General features: G+C 61.0%; 11 protein-coding genes. 9 read left to right on the top strand and 2 right to left on the bottom strand.

Going from position 1 to position 13609, the window contains the following annotated elements:
• Positions 1 to 34: 34 nt before the first annotated feature.
• The 5 genes from hflK (N018_RS25170) to cfaB all read left to right on the top strand — a co-directional run bounded on the left by hflK (N018_RS25170) (position 35) and on the right by cfaB (position 7434).
• On the top strand, positions 35 to 1981 hold the full coding sequence (hflK, locus tag N018_RS25170; protein WP_025391057.1) for a protease modulator HflK: 1947 nt from the start codon (positions 35 to 37) through the stop codon (positions 1979 to 1981).
• Positions 1982 to 1992: 11 nt separating this feature from the next.
• Positions 1993 to 3027: a protease modulator HflC gene (gene hflC, locus N018_RS25165; RefSeq protein ID WP_025391056.1), complete on the top strand. Its 1035-nt coding sequence runs from the start codon at positions 1993 to 1995 to the stop codon at positions 3025 to 3027.
• Positions 3024 to 4052: a protease modulator HflK gene (hflK, locus tag N018_RS25160; protein ID WP_025391055.1), complete on the top strand. Its 1029-nt coding sequence runs from the start codon at positions 3024 to 3026 to the stop codon at positions 4050 to 4052. Before hflC ends, hflK (N018_RS25160) begins: the two co-directional genes overlap by 4 nt.
• Positions 4049 to 5974: a heavy metal translocating P-type ATPase gene (locus tag N018_RS25155; RefSeq protein WP_025391054.1), complete on the top strand. Its 1926-nt coding sequence runs from the start codon at positions 4049 to 4051 to the stop codon at positions 5972 to 5974. Before hflK (N018_RS25160) ends, N018_RS25155 begins: the two co-directional genes overlap by 4 nt.
• Before the next feature lie 272 nt (positions 5975 to 6246).
• Positions 6247 to 7434, top strand: a complete 1188-nt coding sequence (gene cfaB / locus N018_RS25150; RefSeq protein WP_025391053.1) for a C17 cyclopropane fatty acid synthase CfaB — start codon at positions 6247 to 6249, stop codon at positions 7432 to 7434.
• Positions 7435 to 7669: 235 nt separating this feature from the next.
• On the opposite strand, the gene cls is transcribed toward cfaB, so the two are convergent.
• Positions 7670 to 9109 carry a cardiolipin synthase gene (gene cls / locus N018_RS25145; RefSeq protein ID WP_024647505.1) on the bottom strand — a complete coding sequence of 480 codons (1440 nt, stop codon included), beginning with the start codon at positions 9107 to 9109 and terminating at the stop codon, positions 7670 to 7672.
• A 168-nt stretch (positions 9110 to 9277) separates the two neighbouring features.
• On the opposite strand from cls, the gene N018_RS25140 reads away from it, so the two are divergent.
• Together N018_RS25140 and N018_RS25135 are read left to right on the top strand one after the other, a co-directional pair.
• Positions 9278 to 9799 carry a DUF3617 domain-containing protein gene (locus N018_RS25140; RefSeq protein ID WP_024647504.1) on the top strand — a complete coding sequence of 174 codons (522 nt, stop codon included), beginning with the start codon at positions 9278 to 9280 and terminating at the stop codon, positions 9797 to 9799.
• A 199-nt stretch (positions 9800 to 9998) separates the two neighbouring features.
• Complete coding sequence (locus N018_RS25135; protein ID WP_024647503.1) at positions 9999 to 11222, top strand: N-acetylmuramoyl-L-alanine amidase; 1224 nt, start codon at positions 9999 to 10001, stop codon at positions 11220 to 11222.
• Positions 11223 to 11227: 5 nt separating this feature from the next.
• Here the strand turns inward: N018_RS25135 and N018_RS25130 are convergent, their stop codons facing one another.
• Positions 11228 to 11605: a hypothetical protein gene (locus N018_RS25130; RefSeq protein WP_025391052.1), complete on the bottom strand. Its 378-nt coding sequence runs from the start codon at positions 11603 to 11605 to the stop codon at positions 11228 to 11230.
• Positions 11606 to 11746: 141 nt separating this feature from the next.
• Between N018_RS25130 and zigA the strand changes: the two genes are divergently transcribed.
• Together zigA and N018_RS25120 are read left to right on the top strand one after the other, a co-directional pair.
• A complete protein-coding gene (zigA, locus tag N018_RS25125; RefSeq protein WP_025391051.1) occupies positions 11747 to 12958 on the top strand; it encodes a zinc metallochaperone GTPase ZigA in 1212 nt (403 codons plus the stop codon).
• On the top strand, positions 12958 to 13608 hold the full coding sequence (locus N018_RS25120) for a DUF1826 domain-containing protein (protein ID WP_025391050.1): 651 nt from the start codon (positions 12958 to 12960) through the stop codon (positions 13606 to 13608). The genes zigA and N018_RS25120 overlap by 1 nt, the downstream gene beginning before the upstream one ends.
• Position 13609 lies beyond the last annotated feature (1 nt).

Genomic DNA, 13609 nt, shown 5'->3' with positions numbered 1-13609 from the left:
TACAGGGCGATAATCAGCGGGTTCCGGGGTGTTGATGCGGGTTGATCTGGATGAGCATGCAGGCCTGGAAGGCCTGCCGCGTTTTCAAATGGCGATACAGCAGGTCAAGCGCCTTGGACGTTTGATGTACCTGACCGGCGGGGTAGGCGCCTTTGGGCTGCTGCTGGCGCTGTCTATTGATCTGTTTTCCCCGGGCTCATTGTGGATGGCGGTGCTATGCAACGCCGCAGCTGCCCTGTTGTTGCTCACCGCAGGCCTGCAATCGGCCCGGCATGTAGCGATGTGGCGGGCCCGTGCGCTAGGTTCGCCAGAAACAGGCCAACCGGTTGAAACCGCACAGGCGGGTGATGAAAGTGGCTGGTACGAGCGGCTGCTCACCCGGTTGAGCCATTCCGGCGAATCACTGATCAGGCACATCGGCAGTTCGACCCTGTGGCTGGCGGCATGGGCCGTGCTGGTGTTGGTGGTGATCCGTTGTTTCTGGAACCTGGCGTTGCTCGGCACGGACCTTTCAGCCCTGAGTAACCTGGCCGGGAGCGTGATGTTGCTGCTGGCGTTCGGCCTGCTGGTCATCGAGCGGCAATTGAGTGGCGAGCCCGCCGGCCAGTCACCCGAAGCCGCACCGCTGGCGCAACTGGTGCGCATGGCGATCAGCGTCATGCTGATCGGCGCGCTGTGTCTGTTTTTCTCCAGCGCAGACCGAGTCTGGCCTGTACGAGTGGCCGTACTGATCGGCCTGCTGCCACTGTGTGTTGCCCTTGAGTTTCTGTTGCGCGCTGGCCTGTCAGTCTTCAGCCCGCGCAAGCCTCGTGTAGAGCCGCGCCTGCTGGCCAGTAGTTTCATCGCTGACCTGCTGCGCTGGCCCCCGCGTCCGCTGCTCGCCTTGCAGCACGAACTGCACAACCGTTTTGGCATTGATCTGCGCCAGATCTGGGCGTTCACCTACATGCGCCGCGCTTTTCTGCCGGTGCTGGCTGTTGTCGCGGCAGTGGGTTGGGCGCTGAGCGGCGTGCATGAAATACCCATGCAAGGGCGCGGCATCTACGAGCGCTTCGGCAAGCCGGTCGAGGTGTTCGGGCCTGGCCTGCATGCGGGTCTGCCCTGGCCGTTCGGGCGGGTGCTGGCGGTGGAGAACGGTGTGATTCATGAGCTGGCGACCAGTGTTTCTGCAGCCGATGCCACCGAACAGACCCTGGACCCGGCTGAGGGGCCGCCACCGATCAGCGCCAACCGTCTGTGGGATGCCAGCCACATCAATGAAAAGTCCCAGGTAATTGCCAGCAGTGCGGGCGACAAGCAGAGCTTTCAGATCGTCAATATGGACGTGCGGTTCGTCTATCGCATCGGCCTGACGGACTCGGCGGCGATTGCCTCGACTTATCACAGCGCAGATATTCCGGCTCTGATCCGCAGTACCGCCAGCCGCGTGCTGGTGCATGATTTCGCCTCGCGCACGCTGGATGAGCTGCTCGGCGAGCAGCGCAGCGGCCTTGCCGATGACATTGGCAAGGCCGTACAGGCTGACCTGAAGCGCCTGGACAGCGGCGTCGAGCTGCTGGCCACCGTGGTCGAAGCGATTCATCCGCCAGCCGGTGCGGCGAATGCCTATCACGCGGTGCAGGCTGCGCAAATTGGTGCGCAAGCGCTGATCGCCCGTGAGCGCGGTGCCGCCAGCGACAAGGCCAATCAGGCTCAGCTCAATGCCAGTGTTGCCCGCGACCAGGCCACTGCCGGTGCGCGAGAAGTAATGGCTACCGCGCAGGGCGCTGACCTGCGTTTCAGCGCCGAGCGGCAGGCCTACGCCAAGGCCGGGCAGGCCTTCCTGCTGGAGCAATACCTGGCCCAGCTCACCGAGGGGCTGGGTAACGCCAAGCTGTTGATACTTGATCACCGTCTGGGCGGCGATAACGCGCCGACCATTGACCTGCGTTCTTTCACCCCACCGGCAGACCCAACGGCGCCGCGTAAAGCCGTTCAGTAAGGAGTCGTCCCTTGAGTCTGTTTCATCATCATCACGATCACAGCGAACACGAAAGCCATGACAGCCATGGGCATGGCGGTCACGGGCACCACCATCATCATGCGTCTGCCGGTCCGGCGAGCTTCCCATGGCGGAGGGCGAGTCTGGCCGCGGTGCTGATTGCTTTTGCCATCGCAGCCGCCAGCCTGGTGCAGGTGCGTTCGGGCGAGGCGACAGTGGTCACTCGCTTCGGCAATCCGTCCCGTGTGTTGCTGGAGCCAGGCCTGAACTGGCGCTGGCCCGCACCTTTCGAGGCGACCATCCCGGTGGACCTGCGCCTGCGCACCACCTCCAGCGGCCTGCAGGATGTCGGTACCCGCGACGGCCTGCGCATCATCGTTCAGGCATATGTGGCGTGGCAGGTGCAGGGCGATGCAGCCAACGTGCAGCGTTTCATGCGTGCCGTACAGAACCAGCCGGACGAAGCGGCGCGGCAGATTCGCACCTTTGTCGGCTCCGCGCTGGAAACCACGGCGAGCAGCTTTGACCTCTCCAGTCTGGTAAATACCGACGCCAGCAAAGTGAACATCACGGCGTTCGAAAACCAGTTGCGCCAGCAGATCGATCAGCAGTTGCTGGCGACTTATGGCGTCCGTGTGTTGCAAGTCGGTGTCGAACGATTGACCCTGCCGTCGGTGACGCTCAACGCCACGGTTGACCGTATGCGCGCCGAGCGGGAAACCATCGCCACCGAGCGCACGGCGGTAGGCAAACGCGAGGCGGCGCAGATACGTTCGGCGGCTGAGCGCGACGCACGCATCGTCGAAGCGGATGCGACGGTCAAGGCCGCCGACATCGAGGCGCAGTCCCGCGTCGAAGCCGCGCAGATCTATGGCCGCGCCTATGCCGGCTCGCCCCAGCTCTACAACCTGCTGCGTTCGTTGGATACCCTTGGCACGATCGTGACGCCGGGTACTCGTTTGATCCTGCGCACCGACGCCGCACCGTTCCGCGTGCTGGTGGACGGCCCGCCAACCCTGGACGCCAAAGGCGGAACGCAGCCATGAGCAGCCCGTGGTTGCAGGCCAGTCGCCTGGCGTTCCTCGGGCTATATGGCGTCACACTGCTGGCGGCGCTTGCCTGGATGACGTCCAACGTGCGGGAAATTGACCAGCAGAACCGTGCTGTGGTCATGCGCTTCGGTGCGCTTGATCGGGTGCAGAACGCCGGTCTGCTGACGGCCTGGCCACAACCCTTCGAAAAGGTGGTGCTGCTGCCCTCGGCTGATCGAGTGATCGAGCGACGTGTGGAAACCTTGTTGCGTTCGCCTGCCGCGTTGAAGGCGGATGAGATCGCGACCCTCTCGGCACCGATGAGCGACGCGCTGGCGGGCTCGGGCTTTCTGCTGACGGGGGATGCTGGGGTCGTGCAACTGGATGTAACCGTTTTCTACAAAGTGACTGATCCAAGGGCCTTTGTTCTGCAAGGCGATCACGTCTTGCCCGCGCTTGACCGCCTGGTCAATCGCAGCGCCGTGTCGCTGACCGCTGCGCGGGATCTGGACACTATTCTGGTCGCCCGGCCTGAGCTGATCAGCGCAGACAGTCAAGCTGCCGAGCGCCGCGAACGGCTGCGCGGTGATCTGGTGCGCGGCATCAATCAACGTCTTGCCGAACTTGCTGCAACCGGAATGGGCATCGGCGTCGAAGTTGCGCGAGTAGACGTGCAATCGAGTCTGCCTACTTCGGCGGTCAACGCGTTCAATGCGGTGCTGACCGCCAGTCAGCAGGCTGATCAGGCCGTGGCCAATGCCCGCACCGACGCCGAGAAACTGACCCAGACCGCCAATCAGCAAGCCGATCGAACCCTGCAAGTGGCGCATGCTCAGGCCTCGGAGCGTCTGGCCAAGGCGCAGGCTGCCACGGCCACGGTCGTCAGCCTGTCGGAGGCCGCCCACAACGGCAGCGATCCTGGCTTGATGCAGCGTCTTTATCGTGAGCGCGTGCCGGGTATTCTGCGTCAAGCCGGTTCGGTGACCACTGTCGATCCCAAAGACGATTCCCGCCTGATCATCCAGGGAGCACCACAATGAGTGGCGAAGCCGTTCACACCCACCACGCCGCAAAACCCGAGGCTGCGGGCAGTTTACTGAGCAACGCGGAGCAGCGCAGCGCTGCCCGGCAATTGACCTTGGCGATGCTGGCACTGGGCTTGTTGGGGCTGGGGCTGATCTGGCGTTTTGTCGCGCCGGAGCAGACGGGTGTCAGTCAGTTGCTGTTGGGCGCGGCGTCGTTGCTGGTGGCAATCCCGGTGGTCAGCGCCGGTTGGCATAGCCTGCGGCATCCGAGCCTGCATGGCATCACCGATCAACTGATCGCACTGGCCATGCTCGGTGCCTGGGCCACGGGCGATCTGATGACGGCTGCGTTGCTGCCGATCATCATGATCTTTGGTCATGTGCTGGAAGAGCGCAGCGTGATCGGCTCGCAGGAGGCCATCGATGCGCTGGGTCGCCTGACGCGCAGCCAGGCTCGCTTGATTGATGCGGATGGCAGCATTCGCGAGGTCGACAACACCACGCTGAATGCCGGCGATCAGGTCGAAGTGCGGGCCGGTGACCGGGTTCCGGCGGATGGTCGGGTGCTGTCCGGGCAGGCCAGTCTCGATACTTCGTCCATCACCGGCGAGTCGGTGCCACTGGAAGCCAGTATCGGCGTCGAAGTGTTTGGCGGTGCGATCAATCTGGACGGTGTGCTGCGTATCGAAGTGACCCGTATCGGCGACCAGTCGACGTTGGGCAAGGTCATTGCGCTGATGCAAAGCGCTGAACGTTCCAAGCCACCGATCACCCGCCTGCTGGAGCGCTACGCAGGTAGCTACATGGTGCTGGTGTTGTTGATCGCCGCGCTGACCTGGTTCATCACTCAGGATGCGCAGGCGATGCTCGCCGTGCTGGTTGCGGCATGTCCGTGTGCGCTGGTGCTCTCGGCGCCGGCTACCGCCATCGCGGGCATAGCCGTAGCGGCGCGTCACGGTATTCTCATTCGGAGCTCGGCGTTCCTTGAAGAGCTGGCTGACCTGACCTCGCTGGTGGTGGACAAGACCGGCACGCTGACATTTGGCCGTCTGCGTTTGCAGTCGGTGCAGGCTGATGGCCCACAGCATCCACTGTTGCTGGAGCTGGCGGCCAGCCTGGGTTCGGCCAGCAGCCATCCGGTCAGTCGTGCCATGGCCGGGCTTGTGGATAACAGCCGTTTGCTGCCGTTGAGCGATACCCGAGAGCGCCAAGGGTTGGGCGTCGTCGCGTCGACCGAACATGGCGAAGCCGCTTTGGGACGCCCGGAGCTGTTCGAGCAACTGGACATCGTCACGTCTGCCGTGCCTGCGCATGACGGCCCACTGGCGGGGCTGTCGCTGGACGGTGTTTTTCTGGCCTGGCTGCTGCTGGCCGACAGCGTCAAACCTGAAGCACAGGCTGCACTGCTTGAACTGCGTGAGCTGGGCCTGGGGCGTCAATTGCTGCTGACGGGTGACCGGCAAAGCGTAGCTGACAGCCTGGCTCGGGAAATCGGCATTGCCGATGTTCAGGCGCAGGCGCTTCCGGAGGACAAGCTCAATCGGGTCATGGCTGAAATTGCCGGGGGCTTCCGGCCGATGGTAGTGGGCGATGGCATCAATGACTCGCTGGCGCTCAAGGCCGGTGTGGTGGGCGTTGCGATGGGGGCGGGCGGGGCAGACATCGCCCTGGCTTCCGCCGACATCGTGCTGATCGGCAGCGACCTGCGCCGACTGGGCACTTGCGTGCGCCTCAGCCGCCAGTGCCGGCAGACCCTTCAGGTCAATGTCATCATCGGGCTGGGCTGGACGCTGGCGATTGTTGCGCTGGCGGCGTTTGGTCTGCTCGGCGCGGCCGGCGCCATGGTCGCGGCCGTCCTGCACAATCTCAGCACGTTATTGGTGCTGGGCAACGCCGGACGTCTATTGCGCTTCCAGGAGCCGCTGCTGAAGCTCTGAGCGTGTGACATACCGCATAGACGCCCACGCAGGGTCAGCCAGCAGGTCCGAAAATGGCTTGAGCTTTGAAGCGTTCTGTTACAGATTAAGCGCTAGTCCTTTAGTGCGTGATCCAAATTCAGGCTGTTACCCGGCTCGAATCAGTGGGCGCAAGGCTGTTCCCCGTAGTCGATTCGTTGCAGTTCTGCCGTTGCCAATAGCCTTTCCGGGCCCTTCAGTGGGGCTCTGCTGGATGACTCTTTGCGAGTTTCTGGATAAGGGGGGGATTTTGAATGCTTACGCAACTTCCAACGGTCTTGCAGAATCTTCATTTGCCCTTGCGTCTCAAGCTTTGGGACGGTCACGAAATGGATCTGGGGCCTGCACCCAGTGTCACCATCGTGGTCAAAGACCCGCAACTGGTGGCCGACTTCGCTCACCCCAGCCTCGGCCTGCTGGGCAGTGCGTTTGTCGAAGGGCGGCTGGAGCTGGAAGGCTCGATCAGCGAAGTGGTGCGGGTCTGCGATGAGCTGACTCACGCGCTGCTGAATGACGATGATCGCGACGTTTCCCCCACGCGCGTCCGCCACGACAAGAACTCCGACGCGGCATCGATTGCCTACCATTACGACGTGTCTAATGACTTCTACCAGCTGTGGCTCGACAGGGAGATGGTCTATTCCTGCGCCTACTTCAAGACAGGTGAAGAGTCGCTGGATCAGGCGCAGCAAGACAAATTTCATCATCTATGCCGCAAGCTACGCCTCAAGCCTGGTGAGCACTTGCTGGACGTCGGTTGCGGTTGGGGCGGACTTGCGCGATTCGCTGCGCGTGAATATGGCGTGACGGTGGTCGGTATCACCCTCAGTCAGCAGCAACTGGCGCTGGCCAGGGATCGCGTGCAGGCCGAGGGTCTGCAGGACAGGGTTGACCTGCGACTGCTCGACTACCGCGATCTGCCGCAGGATGCGCGTTTCGACAAGGTAGTCAGCGTCGGTATGTTCGAACACGTCGGGCACGCCAATCTGGCGCTGTATGCACGTTGCCTGTTCGGTGCGGTAAAGGAGGGCGGTCTGGTCATGAATCACGGGATCACGGCCTTGCATACGGATGGCCGTCCCGTGGGCCGCGGTGCCGGAGAGTTCATCGACCGCTATGTATTCCCCAACGGCGAACTGCCGCACCTGGCCATGATCAGCGCCCACCTCAGCGATGCAGGACTGGAAGTGGTCGACGTCGAAAGCCTGCGTCCGCATTACGCCAAAACCCTGGAACACTGGAGCGCGCGTCTTGAAGCCCGGCTTGATGAAGCCGCCCGCATCGTCCCCGAACAGACATTGCGAATCTGGCGCCTGTACCTTGCAGGCTGCGCGTATGGCTTCGCCAAAGGCTGGATCAACCTGCACCAGATACTGGCAGTGAAACCCTTCGCCGATGGCTCGACCGGATTGCCGCTGACGCGGGAGGATGTTTATCGTTGACGCACGATGATACTTCGCACCGCTCATTCCAGAGCGGACGCGGAGCGTCCAGAAATGCATACCAACGCGGAGCATTGGCACGAGAGTCGTAAGCCTGGATACCTCTCGTTCCGCACGCTCCGCGCGGGAATGCCGTTCGTGACGCTCCGCGTCACAGATCTGTGCGGCGCCGCTCATTCCAGACCTGATACTGAGCGTCCAGGTCAGTCGGGTTTGTGGATAGCGTCAAGCGGGCTCACAAAATCGGTGAAATCAGCCTCGCCACGCGCATGCCCAACTGATGCAGACGGCGGGTGTCGTGGCTGTCCTGGAGGGTTATTTCTCGCGCCGCAGCGAAGTCGGCGGTGAGCATGGCTTCGACCTGGCTGGAAAACGCGCTGTCGACGGTCAGTAGCATCAATTCGAAGTTGAGACGGAACGAGCGGTTGTCGAGGTTGGCGCTGCCGATGGCGGTGATCTCGCTGTCGACCAATACTACTTTCTGGTGCAGGAAGCCCGGCTCGTAACGGAACACGCGCACGCCTGCGCGCACCGCTTCGAACGCGTACAGGCTGGAGGCGGCGTAGACCACATAGTGATCAGGACGCGAGGGGAGCAGCAGACGCACGTCGACGCCGCGCAGCACCGCCAGGGTCAGGGCGGCCGATACCGCTTCGTCGGGAACGAAGTAGGGGCTGGTAATCCATACGCGCTCTTCAGCGGCATGAATCGCTTCGACGAAGAACAGCGAGCAGGTTTCCTGTGCGTCGGCCGGGCCGGTGGTCAGCAGTTGGCAAAGTACGCCGTCTTCCGGAAACTCCTCAGGCAGGCTCAGCGGTGGCAGTTCACGTGTGGCCCAGAACCAGTCTTCGGCAAATGACTCTTGCAGGCAAGCGACTACCGGGCCGATGGTTTCCACGTGCGTATCCCGCCACGGTGCCAGCGGCGGTTTCAGCCCCATGTATTCGTCGCCGACGTTATGCCCGCCCATATAGCCTTTGAGACCATCTACGACCACGATCTTGCGATGGTTACGGAAGTTGATCTGGAAGCGGTTGAGCCAGCCACCGCGCGTGGCGAATGCTTTTATCTGTACGCCGCCTTCACGCAACGTGTCGATGTAAGAGCCCGGTAGCGCATGGCTGCCGATGCGATCGTAGAGCACAAAAATCGCCACACCCTCTGCGGCCTTTTCCAGCAGCAGCGTTTGCAACTGACGCCCGAGCTTGTCGTCGTGAATGATGAAGAACTGCACCAGAATCGTCTGCTTTGCTTCGCGGATCGCCTGGAAGATTGCCCCGAAGGTTTCTTCGCCATTGATCAGCAGCCTGACCTTGTTGTTGGCCAGCGCGGGCATGTTCCCCAGCTTTGGCATCGCACGCAGCGCCGCGTAAGCGTCCGAGCGCCGCGCCGCGACTGCTTCTTCGATCCATGGCCGCCAGTTGAGGTTGCCGATGGCTGCGCGCATTTCCTTGTTGGCTTCACGACGCGCCTTGATATACGCATCGAACGAACTGCGTCCGAATACCAGATAAGGCAGCAGGGTGAAGTAGGGAATGAACAGCAGCGGCATCGCCCAGGCAATCGCGCCTTGGGAGGTGCGCACCGTTAACAGGGCGTGAATGGCGGCAATGCTGCCCAATAAATGAAGAAAGCCGATGACATAGCCGAAAAAATACGGGTTGTGATAATCCATGTGGAACAATGCTCTCGCCTTTTATCGCCTAACAAACCACAGCTGAACAGGAATGTCGCTATTTTATTCCCGGTGCAACTGGGCTTCGCTTATACCGTCTAAGGTTCATCGTCGGGTCGGATTGCTTCGGCCTTGTCTGTATTCAACCGCTCGAGCAGGAAACTTGAAATGAACAAACGCATATTGGCCTGGATGTTTTGTCTCGCGACGCCACTGGCTCAAGCACAGATGCTGCAACCGGGCTTATGGGAACTGACCACGAGCAACATGCAGGTCGATGGGCAACAGTTGCCGGACATGCAATTGATGCTCGGGCAGTTGCAGAATCTGCCGCCCGAGCAGCGCGCCATGATGGAACAGATGATGAAGAAGCAGGGTGTCTCACTGGGAGGCAAGGGCGTACGAGCCTGCCTGACCGAGGCCCAGGTAAAGTCGGACGATATCCCGCTGACTGACCCGGCATCCGGTTGCTCGCAAAAGATCACCGCGCGTAACGGCAAAACCTGGAATTTCCAGTTCACCTGTCCTAAGGCGCAAGGCACAGGACAGGCACAATTCCTCAGTGACCGTGAATTCACCACCAAAGTGGTCGGGACGTTCAATGCTACGGGTCAGCAACAGAACGGCAGCATGGACACTCGCGCTGTCTGGCTGGGGCCGCAATGCGGCGCTGTAGCTCCACGTACCTGATCAAATTCATAGAGTTATGTTCCACGTGGAACATCAGCCGCCAAGTCGATGATTTATTGTCGCTCGCGGCTGGCATTTCATGACGGAATCTTCATGAAGGGCTTCATCTTCCGCCTGTAACTGCATGTTATATTGTTACTATTGATGTGGATGAACCCTTCCTGAGCCAGGATGCTCAATTTGCTCTTTGAGACATTCCATGCACCGACGCCAAGTGTTGCTCAATATGCTGTTGGCCAGCGCCGCCCTGACGCTGCCGTTGGGTGCCTACGCCACGCAGATCAGCAACGCACGCCTTTGGCGTACCAACGACAAACTGCGGCTGGTACTCGATCTGAGCGGCCCGGTGCAGTACAAAACCTTCACGCTTACCGCGCCCGACCGTCTGATCATTGATGTCAGCGGTTCACGGCTGACCGGCAATTTCAGTCAGTTGGCGCTGGATCGCACGGTTATCAAATCGATTCGCTCCGGGCATTACGGCACCGGCGATGACACGCGCATCGTGCTGGACCTGACTGCGCCTGTGCAGCTCAACAGCTTTCTGCTTGGCCCCGATGGCTCGCAAGGTCATCGATTGGTGCTGGACATGAGTTCCACAGCGCGTGCTCCGGTGCAAATGGCCGAGCTGCCGCCGCCAGTGCCTGTCCCGATTCAGAGCAAAGCCCACACCGGACGCGACATCATGGTAGTGGTCGACGCCGGGCATGGCGGCAAGGACCCAGGCGCAGTTGGCTCACGTGGTGAACGCGAGAAGGACGTCGTGTTGTCCATCGCGCAGTTGCTGGCCAGACGCTTGAAGCGCGAGAAGGGCTTCGATGTGCGCCTGGTACGCAATGATGACTTCTTTGTGCCGTTGCGCAAACGGGTCGAGTTCGCGCACAAATCCAACGCCGATATGTTCATCTCCGTGCATGCTGACGCGGCGCCTCGTCTGACCGCTTCCGGCGCTTCGGTATTTGCCTTGTCCGAAGGCGGCGCAACCTCGGCGACAGCGCGCTTCATGGCGCAGCGAGAAAATGGCGCCGACCTGCTGGGTGCGACGTCGTTGCTCAACCTGAAAGACAAAGATCCGATGCTGGCCGGGGTGATTCTCGACATGTCGATGAACGCGACCATCGCAGCCAGTCTGCAACTGGGGCATACCGTTCTGGGCAGTCTGGAAGGCATTACCACGCTGCATCAGAAGCGCGTCGAGCAGGCGGGCTTTGCGGTGCTCAAGTCACCGGACGTGCCATCGATTCTGGTCGAGACCGGCTTCATCTCCAACAGCCGCGACAGTCAGCGGCTGGTCACGGCGCGCCATCAACAGGCTGTGGCAGATGGTTTGTTCGAGGGTCTGCAACGCTACTTCCAGCGCAACCCGCCCGTGGATTCGCATATGGCCTGGGTGCAGGCGCAAAAACAGGAACAGCAGGCCTGATGCACTCAGCGGCAGCCGTTCAAGCGGCTGCAGGTGATCTTGCTGCGGGTGCCGCTTGAGCTGGAGACACGCGTGATCGTGGTCCAGCCCACGCGCTGCACAGTGCCAATCCAGGCTTCGCCATTCGAGGCCAGCCCGGTAAAAAACGTCAGTTGACCATAACGGCTGTTGGTTTGCGCCCAGCGACGTTTCTCGAGCACTTCATAACCCTTCAACCACGTCGTCAGCCCCGCCGTAACCACACTGTAGCTATTACCCAGCGCATCGCTGCACGCCAGTATCGAGGCGCTGCGGGTACAGCGTGCCAGATCCGGAGCAGCCGCCATCGCCTGCGCGCCAGTCAGCGTCAAAAGCACGAACAATCCCGTTGCGAGCCATTTCATGAAAAACCTGTCACCAAGGCCAGTAGCTATTGTGTGTTGTTATAATATAACATTGTTCAGTGATTAGAGCTGGCTGCTTGAGGGATTCGTCGCAGCCGCCATGAACAAGGTTCAAGCCTTGCCGCTGCCTGGAGAATCCTGATGTCAGACCGCCTACCCGTTACCGTGCTTTCCGGATTTCTCGGAGCCGGTAAAAGCACCTTACTCAATTACATCCTGCGCAATCGTGAAAACTTGCGGGTCGCCGTCATCGTCAATGATATGAGCGAGATCAACATCGACGGCAGCGAGGTCCAGCGCGATGTCAGCCTGAACCGCGCCGAGGAAAAGTTGATCGAGATGAGCAACGGCTGCATTTGCTGCACCTTGCGCGAAGACCTGCTCGAAGAGGTCAGCCGTCTCGCTCAGGACGGGCGCTTTGATTATTTATTGATCGAATCCACCGGAATCTCCGAGCCTCTGCCGGTCGCCGAGACGTTCACCTTCCGCGATGAAGCAGGCAAGAGCCTGAGCGACCTGGCGCGCCTGGACACCATGGTCACCGTGGTCGATGGCGTGAACTTTCTGCTCGATTACGAAGCCGCGGATGGCCTGGACACACGTGGTGAAACCATGGGTGAAGAGGATGATCGCTCAATTACTGACCTGTTGATCGAGCAGATCGAGTTCGCCGACGTGATTCTGCTCAGCAAGATCGATCTGATCAGCTCCAGTGATCGGGAAGAGCTTGTCGAGATTCTGAAACGCCTCAATCCGGAGGCCGAGATCGTGCCGATGGTGATGGGCCAGGTGCCGCTGGCGAAAATTCTCAATACCGGTCGCTTCGACTTCGAACGGGCCTCTCAGGCGCCGGGCTGGCTGAAGGAAATGCGCGGCGATCACATGCCGGAAACCGAAGAGTACGGGATTGCATCGACGGCTTATCGTGCGCGCCGTCCGTTTCATCCGCAGCGCTTCTTCGATTTCATCAACCGCCCGTGGACCAATGGCAAACTGCTGCGCTCCAAGGGGTTCTTTTGGCTGGCCAGCAAGTACAAGGATGCGGGCAGCTGGTCGCAGGCAGGTGGTTTGATGCGCCATGGTTTCGCCGGACGCTGGTGGCGTTTCGTCAACCGTGATGGCTGGCCTGAGGACAAGGAAAGTGTTGCATCGATTCTAAAGAACTGGTCCAACGAAACCGGCGATTGCCGACAAGAGCTGGTGTTTATCGGTCAGAACATCGATTTTGCGCTGCTGACAGCTGAACTGGACAATTGCCTGCTCACCGACGCCGAGATGGCAACAGGTGTCGAGTGCTGGCGCGAGCTGGCTGATCCGTTCGGTTCGTGGCATATGGAAGAGGTGGCTGCCTGATGCTCGCGTATCGGTTGAAACCTCGGCCCTCGGTTCGGCAGACACAGGGCAATACGCCCGAGGTGTTAAGCGAGATCGTCGAAGAGGGCGTGAACCTTGCGCTCTGGCATCGTCAGTTGCCTGCACACATTGTCGACTTCAGTGCGTTGCTGTTGTCGATGGGCGAGCCGCTCGCCGAGGCATTGACGCTGGACGTGAAGGGGGGCGACGTCGAACCTGATCTGCGCACGCTGGCGTCGGCGTATGCCGATCTGCACGGCTATGAAGGGTTCATCGCCGACGTTTCGTGGCTGGTAAGCGCCTATGCCTGCCTGCTGGGTGCTGAATGTGTCGGGTTACGGCTGCGTGTGCTCGACAAAGCCATGTGCCCGCGTTTCCACGTCGATCACGTGCCGGTGCGCCTGATCACCACCTATGGCGGGATTGGCAGCCAATGGCTCAGGGAAGATGTGCTGGACCGCGAACAGCTTGGTCGTGCGGAAGCCGAGCCGTGCAACCCTGCGCACATTCAGCAGATGGGCAGCGGCGACGTGGGATTGCTCAAGGGCGAGCGCTGGCACGGCAATGAAGGCTTCGGCCTGATCCACCGTTCGCCGCCGCTGGCGCATAACGAGCGCAGGCTGATTCTGACTCTGGACTGGCTGGCATAAA

This window comes from Pseudomonas syringae CC1557 (genome assembly GCF_000452705.1).
In the GTDB taxonomy this organism is placed as follows: domain Bacteria; phylum Pseudomonadota; class Gammaproteobacteria; order Pseudomonadales; family Pseudomonadaceae; genus Aquipseudomonas; species Aquipseudomonas syringae_F.
This window is presented reverse-complemented; position numbering and strand designations above follow the sequence as displayed.